This window comes from Sodalis sp. RH19, from assembly GCF_047324215.1.
Lineage (GTDB): Bacteria > Pseudomonadota > Gammaproteobacteria > Enterobacterales > Enterobacteriaceae > Acerihabitans.
Window position 1 is genome coordinate 2,518,590 of record NZ_CP178734.1, and the last position, 15,584, is coordinate 2,534,173.

Annotated in this window: 9 protein-coding genes and 1 pseudogene; 5 read left to right on the forward strand and 5 right to left on the reverse strand. The window is 62.1% G+C overall.

All coding sequences use genetic code 11. The annotated features are described in order from the left end of the window. Window positions 1–42 precede the first annotated feature (42 nt). From ACL2XF_RS11365 to ACL2XF_RS11375, 3 genes are read left to right on the forward strand one after another with little or no spacing between them, the layout of a single operon-like run. Window positions 43–780 carry an ABC transporter ATP-binding protein gene (locus tag ACL2XF_RS11365; protein WP_410016573.1) on the forward strand — a complete coding sequence of 246 codons (738 nt, stop codon included), beginning with the start codon at window positions 43–45 and terminating at the stop codon, window positions 778–780. 19 nt (window positions 781–799) lie between these two features. Further along, on the forward strand, window positions 800–1,750 hold the full coding sequence (locus ACL2XF_RS11370; RefSeq protein ID WP_413728627.1) for a serine hydrolase domain-containing protein: 951 nt from the start codon (window positions 800–802) through the stop codon (window positions 1,748–1,750). Next, on the forward strand, window positions 1,747–3,102 hold the full coding sequence (locus ACL2XF_RS11375; RefSeq protein ID WP_413728628.1) for an MmgE/PrpD family protein: 1,356 nt from the start codon (window positions 1,747–1,749) through the stop codon (window positions 3,100–3,102). The genes ACL2XF_RS11370 and ACL2XF_RS11375 overlap by 4 nt, the downstream gene beginning before the upstream one ends. 56 nt (window positions 3,103–3,158) lie before the next feature. On the opposite strand, the gene amyA is transcribed toward ACL2XF_RS11375, so the two are convergent. From amyA to pqqU, 5 genes and pseudogenes are all read right to left on the reverse strand, one after another. Next, a complete protein-coding gene (gene amyA, locus ACL2XF_RS11380) occupies window positions 3,159–4,640 on the reverse strand; it encodes an alpha-amylase (RefSeq protein ID WP_410015631.1) in 1,482 nt (493 codons plus the stop codon). 80 nt (window positions 4,641–4,720) lie between these two features. After that, complete coding sequence (locus ACL2XF_RS11385; protein ID WP_410015632.1) at window positions 4,721–5,983, reverse strand: MFS transporter; 1,263 nt, start codon at window positions 5,981–5,983, stop codon at window positions 4,721–4,723. A gap of 288 nt (window positions 5,984–6,271) precedes the next feature. Continuing rightward, window positions 6,272–7,864, reverse strand: a complete 1,593-nt coding sequence (locus ACL2XF_RS11390; protein ID WP_413722500.1) for a methyl-accepting chemotaxis protein — start codon at window positions 7,862–7,864, stop codon at window positions 6,272–6,274. A gap of 315 nt (window positions 7,865–8,179) precedes the next feature. Continuing rightward, on the reverse strand, window positions 8,180–10,570 hold the full coding sequence (locus tag ACL2XF_RS11395) for a glucose/quinate/shikimate family membrane-bound PQQ-dependent dehydrogenase (RefSeq protein WP_413728629.1): 2,391 nt from the start codon (window positions 10,568–10,570) through the stop codon (window positions 8,180–8,182). An 80-nt stretch (window positions 10,571–10,650) separates the two neighbouring features. Continuing rightward, window positions 10,651–12,796 (reverse strand): annotated as a pseudogene (pqqU, locus tag ACL2XF_RS11400) (TonB-dependent receptor PqqU). Window positions 12,797–13,371: 575 nt separating this feature from the next. On the opposite strand from pqqU, the gene ACL2XF_RS11405 reads away from it, so the two are divergent. Next, window positions 13,372–14,616, forward strand: a complete 1,245-nt coding sequence (locus ACL2XF_RS11405) for an urea ABC transporter substrate-binding protein (RefSeq protein ID WP_410015636.1) — start codon at window positions 13,372–13,374, stop codon at window positions 14,614–14,616. Window positions 14,617–14,694: 78 nt separating this feature from the next. After that, window positions 14,695–15,564, forward strand: coding sequence for an ABC transporter permease subunit (locus ACL2XF_RS11410; RefSeq protein ID WP_410015637.1), 870 nt, complete (start codon window positions 14,695–14,697; stop codon window positions 15,562–15,564). Window positions 15,565–15,584: the final 20 nt, after the last annotated feature.

A 15,584-nucleotide genomic window follows, 5' to 3' on the forward strand; every position in this document is an offset into this window, starting at 1 on the left:
GCCCAGGCGCAGGACTATACCCCGCCGCCTGCCGCCGAGCGGATGATCGAAACCGTCGATTTAGGCATCGCCTTCGGCAAGGGGCGCCTGCGCAAGCAGGTGGTGGACGGCGTTTCCTTCAGCATCGCGCGCGGCGAAAGCTACGGCCTGATCGGTGAATCCGGCTGCGGCAAATCCACCCTGTTGCGCGCACTGACCGGCCAGAACGCCCATTATACCGGCGCCATCCTCTACCAGAACCGCGAGCAGCATCCGGTGCGCGACAAGGCGTTTTACCGCCGGATCCAGATGGTATTCCAGGATCCCTACGCGTCTTTGCACCCACGCAAGATGGTGTATCACACCCTGCTGGAGCCGCTGGTGATTCACGGCATGGATCGGCGCGAGGCGCGTATCTCCGACGTGCTCCATGCCCTGGGCCTCGGCGACGCCTTTCGCTATCGCTATCCGCACCAGCTCTCAGGCGGCCAGCGGCAGCGCGTGGCGCTGGCCCGGGCGCTGATTATCGAGCCGCAGGTGTTATTGCTGGACGAGCCGACATCGGCGCTGGATGTGTCGGTGCAGGCGGAAATCCTCAACCTGCTGAAAACCCTGCGCCGCGAGCGCAACCTGACCTATTTGATGGTCACGCATAATCTGGCGGTGGTGGCCCATTTATGCGATCGGGTGGCCATCATGCACCAGGGCAAACTGATCGAGGAGATGACCGCCGACGATATCCGGGGCGCCAAGGCGACCGAGCCCTACACCCGGCAGTTTCTCGCCGCCAGCAGCCTTTAGCGCCCAGGAGCCGGTTATTATGACGACGACTCACGCAAATCAGGCCAGGGACGCCCTGCTGCTGCGCTGCGACAGCCTGGACAGCGACGCGCTGCTGATCCTGCGCGGCGGCGTTAGCCTGCTGGAATATGGCGACATGCGGCGGCGCTTTCTTTGCCATTCCATGCGCAAAAGCTTTCTCAGCGCGCTTATCGGCATCCAGGTAGCGCGCGGCGGCTTCGACGTATCGCTGACGCTGGCCGCCCTCGATATCAACGATATAAACGCCCTGAGCGACGTTGAGCGCAGCGCCACGCTTTATGACCTGCTGACGGCGCGATCGGGTATCTACCACCCGGCCAACTATGAAACACCGTGGATGACGCGGATCAAACCCCCGCGCCACAGCCAGCCGCCGGGCTGCCGGTGGAGTTATAACAATTGGGATTTCAACGCCCTGGGCAGCGCTTACCGACAGCTGGCCGGCATGGATATCCACCGGGCGTTTTTCGAGCAGATAGCCCAACCGATCGGTATGGCCGACTTCAGGCCGCAGGACGGCTGGATGGAACCGGGAGCGCATTCGCGACACGCGGCCTATCCGTTTCGCCTGTCGACCCGCGATCTGGCCCGTTTCGGCCAATTGTTTCTGCAACAGGGCCACTGGCGGGGCAAACAGATTATCCCGGCGCAATGGGTGCGCCAGAGCCTGCTGCCCTATTCCCACGCCGGCGATCGCGGTGCCTACGGCTATATGTGGTGGCTGGCCCGTGACGGCGTGGCATTGCCCGGATGCCTACTCCCAAGCGGCAGCTATTTCGCCTACGGCGCGGGGGGACATTACTGCCTGATACTGCCCGCCCTGGACGCCGTGGTGGTCCACCGTGTGAATACCGACATCGCGGGGCGCGAGGTCAACCGTTTCCAATTCGGCCAGTTAATCAATGCGGTGCTGGTGTTCCTAGCCGCACTTTCGGGAGAACAAACATGAACGTGATTGAAGCCATTGCCGCCTGGACCCGCGCCCAGACCGGGTTCAGCGACACGGCGCGGGAGCGGGCGCGCCTGGCGATTGTCGACACGCTGGCCTGTCTTTATGCCGGGCGGCGCGATTTTTCCGCGCTCGCCGTGCGGGCGGCGGGCGAGATGTACCTGCGCCACGGCGGCCGGGCGCGCGTGATCGGCGGCGGCCGCGCCCCGGCGGCGATTGCCGCGTTTATCAACGGCACGTCGGCACACGCCATCGACTATGACGACAACTTCGGGCCGGGCATGAGTCACGCCTCGGCGGTACTGGTGCCGGCGCTGCTGGCGGTGGCGGATGAACTCGACGCCGGCGGCGGGCAACTGATCGACGCCTATCTGATCGGCCTGCAGGCGCAGGCGTTTATCGGCGCGGGAGTGGGGCCTGCGCACTACACCGCCGGCTGGCACGGCACGTCGACGGTCGGCTGCATCGGCACGGCGGCGGGCGTCGCCTGGCTGATGGGCCTGGACCAGGACGGCATTGCCCGCGCCTTAAGCAACGCCGTCAGTTTTGCGTCGGGCATCAAAGGCCAGTTCGGCACGCCCATCAAACCGCTGCATGCGGGCTGGGCGGCCCGCAACGCGGTGGACGCGGCCGTATTGGCGCAACAGGGCATGCGCGGCAGAATCGATATCCTCGAGGCGCCGCAGGGATTTGGTGAAATGTTCGGCGGCGCCGCGCCCGCCGGCTGGGACATCCCGGCCATCCTCGGCACCCGGCTGCACAGTATTGACGGCGTGGGGGTAATGCCCAAGCGCCATCCCTGCTGCGGCTCGACGCATATGATTGTCGATACGCTGTCCGACCTGCGGGAGGCCCATGATTTTACCGACGCCGACGTGGTCTCGGTAGAAACGCTGGTCGGCATCGCCAACCGGCGCAACCTGGCCTATACCGTACCGGAAAATGAGATGCAGGCGCGTTTCTCAATGCACTATTGCGTCGATACCTGGCTGCGCCACGGCGCGCTGAGCGTACAGGATTTTACCCCCGCACGGGTAGCGCGGCAAAGCGATCCGGCGCGCCTGGCCCGCGTCAGCATGCGCGCCTACAGCGCGCAGCAAGAGGCCGCTGTCCCAGCCGGCGACAAGCTGCCGCACCGCGTTACCCTCACCCTGCGCGACGGACGCCGCCTGGAAGCCGAGCGCCGCCTGGCGAAAGGCAGCAACGCGGAACCTTTTAGCGAAGGCGAGCGCAGGCAAAAATTTATCGACTGCTGCACGGACCTGGATCACGCGGCCGCCCTGTTCGACGGGCTGAAAAACCTGGGGAACGCCAGGGATCTCGGCGCGCTGGAGGCGCTGATGATGGGATAACGATGCGGCGCCATGCGCCCTATGACAGCGCGGTTTTCCGCGGACCCGATAGCCGCTTAGCCCGCATCAACCCAAACGCTGACGCCGGCGGCGCGGCATCTGAAGATACCGGCGCCGGTCTCATCCAGCGTCACCGTCGCCTCATGCTGCCCGAGGTAATCCCGCAGGCGCCCATGGGCAAAATCAGCGCCAAGCCGCAGGCGTTTTTCGCCCTCGCCGCTGTTGGACATGATCACCACGCAGCCCGGCCGCTCGCCGGTGCCGTGGCGGTGAAAGGCCACGCAGTGCGCATCGTCGAAATAGTCGGTCTGCCGGCCGTGCGCGTACAACTGCCGCGCGCGGATTAACGCCTCCAGCCCCGGGATCGCCGGCAGCTCGATGGCGCGGACATTGCCCTCCTGGTCTTTATCCTCATAGGACGCGCCGAACAGATCGGGATAAAACACCGTCGGCACGCCCTGCTCGCGCAGCAGTATCAGCGCATAGGCCAGCGGTTTGAACCAGGGCGCCACCGGCGCCTCCAGCGCTTGCAGCGGCTGGGTATCGTGATTGTCCACCAGGGTGACGGCATGGGCCGGGTCGGCGGCCACCAGGGTATCGCTGAACACCTGCCGCAAATCAAATTCCGCGCCCTGCGTCGAGGCATGATGGAAGTTCATTTGCAGCGGCGCATCGAACAGCATGGTTTTCCCCGCCACCTGCTCCAGATACTGCAGCAAGATCGCCGTTTTATGCGACCAGTACTCGGCGATAACCAGCATTGGCTGCGCGGCATCGGCCTGGATTTGGTCGATCCAGTCGCGGTAAAACCAGGCGGGGATATGTTTGACCGCATCCAGGCGAAAACCGTCGCAATGGGTTTCATTCATCACCCACCGGCCCCAGTGGGCCAGTTCGGCCGTGACGGCCGGATTGCGGAATTCGATATTGGCGCCCATCAGATAATCGTAATTACCCAGTTCGTCGTCCACCTCTTCGTTCCAGCCGTCGCGGGTATAGTCATTGACGATTTTGAAAATGCCTTTTTCCGCGGGATCCTCTATCAGGTCGATGCCGCTAAAGCACTTATGATCCCAAACGAACTGAGAATATTGGCCCTGCCGGGCGGGAAAGGTGAAACGGGTCCAGGCGGTGGCATCTATCGCCTGGTCTTCTATTTCTTCCCGGTCCTCGATTTCAACGCGATTGACCTGAATGCGTTCCTGCTCGTCGGCGCCCATTTTATGGTTCAGCACCACGTCAAGCAGTACGCCGATATGATGGGATTTCAGCGCCGCGATGGCCGCCAGCAGCGCCGCTTTGTCGCCATATTTGGTGGCCCGCCCGCCCTTTTGATCGAACTCGCCCAGATCAAACAAATCATAGGTATCGTAACCGACGGACTGCGCGCCGGTATCCGCTTTATAGGCCGGGGGCAGCCATACCAGGCTGATGCCGATGTCCGCCAGCCAGCCCGCCCGTTCGGCGGCTTCATGCCACAGGGTACCGCCGGCGGGATAATACCAATGAAAAAACTGCATCAGCGTCGGGTTGTGCATCCGGGACTCCATCATTAACAGGATAAAGACAGTATGGAAGAAACCCGGGCGACCACCGCACTTATTTTTCCGCCCGCCCGCTACAGGGTATCGGCGGCCCCTTCCTGCATCCTTTCCTCGTTATGCAGCCGCTGGCGCCGGCGCAGATTGGGGAACCAGGCCATCCACAGTCCCACCACCACCAGGGTGCCGATACCGCCCAGGGCCGCGGCCGGCACCGCGCCCAGCCATGCCGCCAACAGGCCGGACTCGAATTCGCCCAGTTGGTTGGAGGTATTGATAAATATCGAATTGACCGCGCTGACCCGGCCGCGCATGGCGTCGGGGGTATCCAGCTGGACCAGCGCGCCGCGAATCACCATGCTCACCATATCGAAGCCGCCGAGGGCGAACAAGGCCAGCAGCGACAGCCAGAGCGCGGTGGACAGCGCAAACACCAGGGTCGCGATACCGAACCCGGCCACCGACAGGAACATGATCATGCCCACGTTCCGCTCAAGCGCCCGGCGGCTCAGCCAGAAACCGACCAGCAGCGCGCCCAGCGCCGGCGCGCCGCGCAGCAGCCCCAGGCCCCAGGGGCCGGTATGCAGGATATCCTTGGCGAAAATCGGCAGCAGCGCGGTGGCGCCGCCCAGCAGCACGGCGAACAGGTCCAGCGAGATCACCCCCAGCACATCGGGGCGGGCGCGGATAAAGCGCACCCCGGCGAAAAGGGTGGCGAAACTGGCCGGTACGCGTTTGGGCGGCGCCTGCTCGTAGCGCAGGCGGGCGACCATCCAGATCGACACCAGGTACAGCGCGCCGATGGCGATATACACCGTACCGGCCCCGGCGACATAAAGAAAACCGCCCAGCGCCGGACCCACCATCATCGCGGCCTCGCCGGAGGCGGCATTGGCGGCCATGGCGCGCGCCAGCATCGACGGCGGCACCAGCGCCGGCAGCATCGACTGCAGCGCCGGCGCCTCCATGGTTTTGGCCACGGCGATAAAAAACACCAGGCCCAGGATAGCCAGCTCATTGGCATAATGCATCAGGGTCAGCGCCGCCAGCGCGGCAATGGCCAGCCATTCGGTTATCTGGCCGAATAATACGATGCGCCGGCGATCGAACTGGTCGGCAGCATGGCCGGCGGGCAGCGCCAGCAGCACCGACGGCAGGAACTGCGCCAGGCCAATCAGGCCGAGGTCAAACGCACGTCCGGTCATGGTATAGATTTGCCAGCTCACCACGATGGACAGCATCTGGAAACCGAAGGCGGAGCCGGTGCGGGCCAGCCAGAATGCGACAAAAGACGGATGCCGCAGCAGCGAGTCCGAGCTGGCGGAAGCGGAAGAATGCATGGCCAATCCTGTTATCCGGTAATGAACAGACTGATCCGGCCGAAGGACATGCCCCCGGCCGGGCCGGTTAATGCGGGGAGTTTAATAAGCGATTGTTTGCTAAAACAGCGTTATAAATTTGCCCGGCGCAATAGCGACGCTACCGAAAGCGGCAACGCCAAACGTGGCGGCGGCAGGAAGACCCGCCGCCACCGCTAACAATATCGCTGGCGGCGGCGAATTAATCAAGCGGTTAGCAACAGCGCCGGTGGCCCGGCCGCCGCCGCGCCGGCGCGGAAAACGGCGGCGTCAGGACCCGCCGCGCGCAAGGGAAGGCGACGCCGCGCGCGGTTCCTGATGGGGGCGATAGACGTTTACCGCCGCCGCCAGGCGTACCGTGCTATGGGACAATTCTTCAGCGGATTGGGCATATTGCTCCACCATGGCCGCGTTTTGCTGCGTGGTCTGGTCCAATTGGCCGATGGACTGGCTTATCAGGGTCAGGGCCATGGTCTGTTCTTGCGAGGAGGTGCTGATCTCGCCGATAAGGCTCGCCACCTGGCCCGCCTGCTGGACGATATTATCCATGGTGTCGCCGGCGTTTTGCACTAGTTTGCTCCCGTCCGTTATCCGCTCCACGCTGGTTTCAATCAGATCCTTGATTTCCCTGGCCGCCAAGGACGATCGCTGCGCCAGCAGGCGGACCTCTCCGGCCACCACCGCAAACCCGCGGCCCTGCTCGCCGGCGCGGGCCGCTTCCACCGCGGCGTTAAGCGCCAGGATATTGGTCTGGAACGCAATCCCTTCGATAACGGCGATAATATCCACGATGCGGCGGCTGGAATCGCTGATGGCGCCCATGGTACTGATGACCTCGGTCATCCTTTCCCGGCCCTCTTCGGCGGCGCTGCTGCTCATTGCCGCCAGCGACCGGGTTTCATTAACGCTGTCGGCGCTGTTGCCGACGCTCGCCATCAGCTGCTCGGTGGCGCTGATAATCTGCTGCAGATTATCGCCCGCCTGCTCCGTACGCACTTTCAGCTGGCGGTTCCCCGCGGCGATTTCACCGCTGGCGTTGCTGATATCCTTGATCTGGCCGCTGACGTCGTCCGTCAGGGAGCGCAGGTTCAGGCCCATCTGGTTAACGCTGCGCAGCAGGTAGCCGATTTCATCAACCCGGTTGAAATAGACATATTCCCCTCTCTGGCAGGACGACAGTCTTTGCGCCTGCGCCAGGATGACGGCAATAGGTTTTCCCACCTGCCGGTGCAGCCAGCCGGAGGTCACCGCCAATCCGCCCAGGGTGACGGCGCCAAGCGCCGCCGGTCCGAGCGCGAACACGCCGGCGCCCACCGCGGGCAGCGCGGCGGCCATCAACAGCGCAAGGCGCAAACGCCAGCGCAAGGGCATTTTTTGCAGCAGCGACAGCGGCGCGAGCCAACCGGTGCGCACCAGCAGTCCCCGGTACAGCGCCAGGCGGCGGCGACCGGCCCTGCCGGAATTCATATCCTGATATAAGGCCGACGCCTGTCTGACCTCCTCGGCGGTCGGGGCGATGCGCACCGAGAGATACCCCGTGGTCTGGCCGTTATGGCCCGTCGGCGTCGCATTGGCGCGTACCCAATAAAAGTCGCCGTTCTTACGGCGGTTTTTGACCAGCGCCGACCAGGAATGCCCCGCCCGCAGCGTATGCCACATATCGGCAAACGCCGCAGGCGGCATATCGGGGTGGCGGACAATATTATGAGGCTGATTAACTAGATCCTGATAGTGGTATCCAGACGCGCTGACAAACGCCGCATTGGCATAAAAAATAGTACCCTGGAGATCGGTTGCGGATTGTAATGTTGTTTCACTGTCAATCTTATACTCACTGAGAGTAACGGGATTGTTAATTCTCATCTGCACCTCATTAATAGGCGGATAAATAGACGCGGGGGCTTCAGCTCAATCGGCCCGAGGTGCAAAAACTTTATTATTATTTCAGCCGATGGGCTTATTTATCCTTAACGCGGCATTAAATAATGTTTTTAATATTTATTATTACAAATCAATAACATTGCGTCAATAAATAATAGCCTTGCGCTGGCGGGAAATAATGAAAGCGGCGGCGGGGTTTATTAAGAATATACTCAGGGGTCCACCATTATTTAGCGATGACGGGCCATTGCGGCGCGGGGGCCGGCTATTAATATAATAGCCGGCCCCCGGAGGATATTATTTCGCGTCCGGCAAGGCATAGGCGATAAGATAATCGCCAAGCTTGGTGCCGAATGAACCGTGGCCGCCGGCGGCTATCACCACGTACTGCCTGCCGTTGACCTCATAGGTCATCGGCGTGGCCTGGCCGCCCGCCGGCAGGCGCGCTTCCCATAGCGCCTGGCCATTGGCCACGTTAAACGCGCGCAGGTAGTTATCCGCCGTGGCGGCGATAAAGGCGACATTGCCGGCGGTGGAAATAGGGCCGCCCAGCATCGGCATGCCCATTTTGAACGGCAGCGGCAGCGGCGAGCTGTCGCGTACGGTGCCGATGCGTTTTTTCCAGACAACCTCATTGGTCTTCAGGTCCAGGGCCGAGATATATCCCCACGCCGGCTGTTTGCAGGGGAAACCCAGCGGCGAGAGGAAGGGGTTCAGCGTCACGCCGTAAGGAACGCCGTATTGCGGCTGGATGCCGACCTCGGAACCCGTCCCCCCCTTGGCCTCATCCGGCTCCATCGGATTGCCCGGACCGCGCGGGATAAGCTTCGAGACGAAGGGCAGCGCCATCGGGTTGGCGACGGCAATCTGACGGTCGGTATCAACCGAAATACCGCCCCATTCAAACATGCCGAGGTTGCCGGGGAACACCAGGGTGCCTTGCTCGGAAGGCGGCGTAAACGGCCCCTCATAGCGCAGCTGGTGAAACATCACGCGGCAGATCAGCTGATCGTAGATAGTGGCGCCCCACATATCCTTGCCGCTCAGGTTTTGCTTGGGACGGTAGGTCAATTCCGAGAACGGCTGGGTGGGCGACAGGCGATCGCCTTTGGCCGGGCCCTGCGGCACCGGGGTTTCCGGCGCCGGCACCACCGTTTTGCCGGTACGGCGATCCAGCACAAAAATATTGCCGGTTTTCGCCGGCACATAAATTACCGGTATCTTATTGCCGCCTTCATCGGTGATATCCGCCAGGGTCGGCTGCGCCGGCACGTCCATATCCCACAGATCGTGATGCACGGTCTGGTAGAACCAGGCCAGTTTGCCGGTGGTGGCGTTCAGCGCCAGCAGGCCGCTGGCAAACCGCTCCATTTCCGGCGTACGGTTGCCGCCCCAGATATCGGGCGTGGCGACGCCAATCGGCAGATAGACTAAATCCAGCTTGGCGTCATAGGCGGCCGGGGCCCAGGAATTGGGCGAGTTCGGGGTATAGAGCTGCGCGCCTTCCGGAATGATGTTGGGGTCCTTGCTGCCGGGATCAAACGCCCACAGCAGCTTGCCGCTGTTAACGTCAAAACCGCGGATCACCCCTGACGGCTCGCGGGTGGAATAGTTATCGGTCACCGCGCCGGCAATCACGATCACATTACCGGTGACGATCGGCGGCGAGGTAGGCTCGTAGCCGCCGGCTTTGGGAAACGGCATATTGTTTTGCAGGTTCAGCTTGCCGTTGTCGGCGAAATCCGGACAGAGTTTGCCGCTCTGGGCATCCAGCGCATACAGATGGCCGTCGTTGACCGGCAGCAAGATGCGGCGGGCGCAAAGCGCCGGCGGCTGGCCCGCGGCGTTGGCCTGCGCCGCATCCGGCGTTTCATGGTAGGACACGCCGCGGCAGGTGACATGCTGGAACGACGGATCGGTTTTCAGCTGCGGGTCGAAGCGCCATCTCTCTTTGCCGGTGGCGGCGTCCAGGGCAAACAGCTTCTGGTGCGGCGTACACAGGTAAAGCAGATCGCCGATTTTAATCGGCGTCACTTCATCGGTCAGCTCCGCCGGATCGGCGGCGGTTTTCATATCCCCGGTGCGAAACGTCCAGGCCTCCTTCAGCTGGCCGACGTTTTTATCATTGATCTGGTTGAGCGGCGAATAGCGCGTCCCTTCCTGGGTGCGGCCATAGGCGGGCCAGTCGCCGTTGGCGATACCGTTGGCGCTTTGGGCGGAGGACGCCGTCTGGTCGGCGCTCAGGGTACCGTTGATTTCCTGCGGGTCGTTAAAGACCGCGTAGACCAGCACCAGCACGGTAATCAGCAGCGAGGCCAGCAGGGAGCCGCGCGCCAGCGCGTCCCTGGCCGCCAGGCGGCGGTAGATAAAGGGCAGCGCGATCCACAGGCCGAAAAAGAACGTCACGTCCAGGCGCGGCGTCAGCGCCCAGAAATCGGTGCCGACCTCCCAGAGCGCCCAAACCGTGGTGCCGAGCAGGAAAATGGCGTACAGCAACAGCGCCGCGGGGCGGCGCCGGTACAGCAGCCAGGCGGTAAGCAGCATCGCCAGGCCGGCGATGATGTAATACGGCGAGCCGTGAAGCGTGGCCAGCCAAACGCCGCCGATCAGCAGGTAGAGGCCGCTCAGCGCGGCGAATAATGCCGTCAGTATGACGAGTGTCCGTGATAACACTGTCTGTTTTTGCATAGGATGCACCTTACCAAAATGTCATGTCGATGATGTAAAGATTAAGCTAGATAGGTCAAATAGCTCTTGTTATGCCATGATTATTCAAAAACGTAGCTTAGGGTCGCGCCGCCGCCCCAGTTGCGGCCCTCGGCCGGCTCGAAATAGCGCCCGTTGCCTTCATTGACGATCACCGAGCCGACGTAGCGGCGATCGAACAGGTTATCCACCCGGCCAAACACATCCAGCGACCATTTACGCCAGTTCACCCGGTAGCCGGTATTCAGGCTGGCGACCGTATAGGACGGCGCCTGGGCGCTGTTCTGGTCATCGGCCTGGATAGCGCTCATATAACGCACCTCGGCCCCCGCATGCCACCCCGCCTCGGGCCGCCATTCCAGCGTGGCATAACCCATATTGCGGGCGATGCCCGGCAGGCGATTGCCCGCCGGCACCCGTTCATCCGGCGTGCAGACCGTCGGACGCGCAGGTGGCGTTGCGGTAGGTGGCGTCCAGCAGCGTCCATGCCATTTTCAGCCGCCAGTCCAGCGCAAACTGCTGATCCAGCGCCAGCTCCAGGCCGCGGCGGCGGGTTTTGCCGGCATTGGCGTAGCTGGTGCGCCCGCCGGTGCTCTCGGCGACCACCAGTTCGTGGTCGGTATTGGTCTGGAACACGGCGGCGGTCAGCAAGCCGTAGCCGATACGCGTCTTACTGCCCAGTTCAAACGTATCGCTGGTGGCGGGCTTTAGCGCGGTGTTCAGGCCCGGCTGGCCGTCGGGGCGGTAGGAGAGTTCATTAATGGTGGGCGTTTCAAAACCGCGCCCGGCAGAGAAATACAGGTTCCAGGCGGGGTTGACGGCATAATTCAGCGAGCCCATCGGCAGCAGGCGATGATAGCGGGCGCTGCCGCTGTCGTCGCCGTTGGCGCCGGTGATGTAGTAATCGCGGGAATCAAAGCTGACCGTGCTGTAGCGCAGCCCGGCATCCAGCGTCCAGCGCGGGGTCAGGTTCCAGGTGGTTTGCAGGTAGGGATCGAGATTCCACATACGGTTTTTCTCGTTGCGCCGCAGGGCGCCCTTTTCCCCGTAGGTGATGCCGTCGTCCCGGGCAAGATAGTTTTCGAACCCCTGGCGCCGCTCGGTCATGGTTTCATAATCCAGCCCGCCGGTAAGCGTGACCGGTACCGGCCCCAGGTTATCCTGGTGGCGCCAGCGCGTATCTATGCCCTGGTATTTACGCTCCAGCACGATAACGCCGCCGGCATGGTTGGGGTTGAGCTGCGCCGACAGGGGAATGGACTGGTACTGGGTGGTATGGCGCTCGCCATGGTACGCCAGCATGGTCAATTGGTCATTGGCGCCCATCTCGCGCTGATAGCGCAGCCCCGCCTGGGTCTGGTCCAGGGTCTTGCGGGTGTTGTACTGGTCCGCGCGCGGCGACTGGCGCGGGTTGTCATGCCATTCGTCCGCCGTCAGGCCGCCCGGATCGCCGGCGTCCACGGACACGCTGTTAAACATCAGCGTCAGCGTGCTGACGTCATCCAGGCGCACGCCCACCTTGGCGTTGCCCAGATTTTTCTGCGTGGCGCTGTGATCGCGAAAGCCGTGGGTGGTAAAGCGCGAGGCGGATACCGCGTAGTTCACGTCCCCGGCCTGGGTGCCGTCGCCGGTGGCGCCGGTGGCCTTGACGCTGTTGCGCCAGGTGCCGTAGCTGCCGTAGTAGGTGCCGGCCTCAAGCGTCGCCGGCTGGGCGCCGGTCTGGGTATCGATATTCACCACGCCGCCGGATGCGTTGCCATACAGCGCCGAATACGGGCCGCGCAGCACCTCCACCTTATCCACCGAGTTAAGATCGATATTCGAGGTCTGTCCCTGCCCGTCCGGCATGGTGGCCGGAATGCCGTCCACATAAATCCGCACCCCGCGCACGCCGTACATCGAACGGCTGCCGAAGCCGCGCACCGACAGCTGCAGATCCTGCGCATAGTTTTGCCGGTTTTGGATTTGCAGGCCGGGCACGCTGCCCAGTCCTTCCGACAGGTTTACCTGAGGGCTGCCGTTGCGCAAATCCTGGCCGTCGACGACGCTGACCGCCGCCGGGGTATACAGCTCGGAAAGGCCGCTGCGCGGTTTCACCACCATCAGCGTCGAGGACGGCGGATCGGCGGTCGCGCCGCCGTTCGGGGCGCCAGCCGGTGTCCCGGTGCCGGCGGCTTGCGCAAAACATACCGCCGCCGGCGGTAACAGAAACAATGGTGTCAGGAGCAGCGCGGATGTTTTCGTGTTCAATGGCGTGATTCGGTAAGAAAAGTTTATAGGTCAAAAGTATAGAGCGACTTTACCATTTTGCCTTAGTGTCAAGCTATGTAAAGATGTTGAGGAAATGTTAATGCTTGCCGCCTGTGGCCGGCTTAAGCCGGCGGCGGGCCGGCGTCCGGGAGCAAAAATCGCCATAACGGTGCAAGGTATTAACATCCCCGCCCGCGCCCGCGGCGACCGCGGCGCGCCGTCCTGGCGGCGGCGGCGGGTTTTACCTGTGGCGCCAGTAGGTTAGGCGCGCCGGGACATAGGGAGAAAAATGCGCGGTTTCCGTGCAGCGCCATCCCTGTCGCGGTGCAGGGAGAGATAATTTTACCCCTTGTTTTTTATTGAAAAAACGGCGTTGACAACGCCATATTTTCCTTCTTATAGTGAGCCTGACTTATCCGCAAGAACGCCAACGATGTCGGCTTGTGGTTATGGCAATAGAGCCCTGCAATGTCATGTGACGTTGCTGGGTTTTTTTTTGCTTTTTTTTCAGACCTTCAACGCCCGGGGTAACTATGTCCAGAATGAAATGTCACTACGCTACGCTTTCACTCGCCTTGGCGGCCGCATTGGCCATAACCTGCCCGGGTGTGGCGGGCGCCGCGGAAAAAGCGATTAAAATCGGCTTGCTGGAAGACGCGTCGGGCAACTTCGCCCTGCCCGTTATTCCTAAGATCCACGCCACGGAGCTGGCGGTGGAAGAAATCAACGCCAAGGGCGGTATCATGGGACGCCCGGTTGAACTGGTGAAATATGACACCCAATCGGACAATACGCGCTTTCAGCAAATGGCGCGCCGCCTGATTAAAAACGACAAGGTGGATGTGATTTTCGGCGCGTTCTCCAGCGCCTCGCGTGAAGCCATCAGGCCGATCATGGACCGCGAAAAACAGCTCTACTGGTACAACAACCAGTACGAGGGCGGCGTATGCGACAGCAACGTCTTCGTCACCGGCGCGGTGCCTGAACAGCAGTTCTCGACCCTGATCCCCTGGATGATGGAGAAGTACGGCAAAAAAGTGTACACCATCGCGGCGGACTATAATTTCGGGCAGATCTCCGCCGAATGGGTGCGCAAAATCGTTAAGGAAAACGGCGGCACCATGGTGGGCGAAGAGTTTATTCCGCTGAGCGTATCGCAGTTCGGCCAGACCATCCAGAACATCCAGAAAGCCAAGCCGGACTTTGTGATGACGCTGCTGGTCGGCGCCAACCAATCCTCCTATTACGAGCAGGCGGCGGCGGCCAAACTCAACCTGCCGATGGGCAGCTCGGTGAACGTCGGCCAGGCTTACGAACACAAGAGGTTTAAAGCGCCGGCGCTGAAGGATATGTATGTCACCGCCAACTATATCGAGGAAGTCGACAGCCCCGCCAGTAACGATTTCAAAAAACGCTTCCACGCCAAATACCCGAACGAGCCTTATATCAATCAGGAGGCCGCCAACGCTTACGATGCCGTTTACCTCTACAAGGCCGCGGTGGAAAAAGCCGGCGGCACCGATATGACGGCGGTGCGCAAGGCGCTGGAAAGCGGCGATATTTGTACCGACGGTCCTTCCGGCAAAGTCTGCATCGATCCAAAGAGCCACCATCTGAGCCATACCATCTACCTGGCGCATGTGAAGGCCGATCACTCCATCGAAATCCCGAAGGTATGGAACGATATCAAGCCTTACTGGCTGGGGGACGCGGGCTGCAACCTGCCGGTGAAACCCGACGCCAGCCAGTACACCCCGTCCAATCCGCCCAAGGCGTAACGCGGGACTGTAACGGGGAAATCGCCGCGGGACGCGGCCTTCCCCGACGTTATTCCTATTGATGAGGATGGCCAGCGGATGTTCACGCTCTCGTTTATCTATTCAATGATTTATCAGTTCGGCGATAACTTTGCTTATCTGGTGCTGGCGGCGCTGGGGCTGGCGGTGATTTTCGGCATGATGGGAGTGATTAACCTCGCGCATGGCGAGTTCATCATGTGCGGGGCCTATGTCACCATCTTGATGACCAAGGCCGGCCTGCCCCTGCCGGTATCGATGCTGCTCGGCACGCTGGCGGCCGCGTTTGCCGGCGGCGTGATAGAGCGCCTGGTGGTGCGCCATCTTTATGGCCGGCTGCATGATTCGGTGGTGGCGACCTGGGCCATCAGCCTGATCGTGCAGCAGGCCATGCTGCTGATCGCCGGCCCGTCCCTCGAGGGGCTGTCCACCCCGCTCGGCTCCTTTACGCTCGGCGACTATTCCTTTGCCACCTACCGCGCCATTTTGCCGCTGATCGCCATCGCGGTGCTGCTGTTGCTTTATGCCCTGTTCTTCCATACCAATTACGGCGTCTGCGCCCGGGCCACGATCCAGAATGCCCGCATGGCCTCCTGCCTGGGACTGGAAACCGACCGCATCTATACGCTGACCTTTGCCCTGGGCGCGGGCCTGGCCGGCCTGGCCGGGGCGATTTACGCGCCGACGCTGACCGCCGTCCCGACCATGGGCAGCAGTTTTATCGTGCAGGCGTTCGTGTCGGTGGTGGTGGGCGGGGCCAATGTGCTGGTTGGCACCATTCCTGCAGCGGTGGCGCTGGGGGCCATTCAAACCGGCCTGAATTCATGGTACGGGCAGCTCGCCGGGCAAATCGGCCTGCTGGTTACCGCCGTACTGGTTATCCGCCTGCTGCCGAACGGCGTCGGCAGCCTGTTTACCCGCAACCGATAGGAGCTGACCTTGACCTTATT

What these genes read in the sequence shown, in the direction of transcription:
- ACL2XF_RS11365 (WP_410016573.1), top strand. Translation starts at nt 43, where the DNA reads ATGATCGAAACCGTCGATTTAGGCATCGCCTTCGGCAAGGGGCGCCTG.
- ACL2XF_RS11370 (WP_413728627.1), top strand. Translation starts at nt 800, where the DNA reads ATGACGACGACTCACGCAAATCAGGCCAGGGACGCCCTGCTGCTGCGC.
- ACL2XF_RS11375 (WP_413728628.1), top strand. Translation starts at nt 1,747, where the DNA reads ATGAACGTGATTGAAGCCATTGCCGCCTGGACCCGCGCCCAGACCGGG.
- amyA (WP_410015631.1), bottom strand. Translation starts at nt 4,640, where the DNA reads ATGCACAACCCGACGCTGATGCAGTTTTTTCATTGGTATTATCCCGCC.
- ACL2XF_RS11385 (WP_410015632.1), bottom strand. Translation starts at nt 5,983, where the DNA reads ATGCATTCTTCCGCTTCCGCCAGCTCGGACTCGCTGCTGCGGCATCCG.
- ACL2XF_RS11390 (WP_413722500.1), bottom strand. Translation starts at nt 7,864, where the DNA reads ATGAGAATTAACAATCCCGTTACTCTCAGTGAGTATAAGATTGACAGT.
- ACL2XF_RS11395 (WP_413728629.1), bottom strand. Translation starts at nt 10,570, where the DNA reads ATGCAAAAACAGACAGTGTTATCACGGACACTCGTCATACTGACGGCA.
- ACL2XF_RS11405 (WP_410015636.1), top strand. Translation starts at nt 13,372, where the DNA reads ATGTCCAGAATGAAATGTCACTACGCTACGCTTTCACTCGCCTTGGCG.
- ACL2XF_RS11410 (WP_410015637.1), top strand. Translation starts at nt 14,695, where the DNA reads ATGTTCACGCTCTCGTTTATCTATTCAATGATTTATCAGTTCGGCGAT.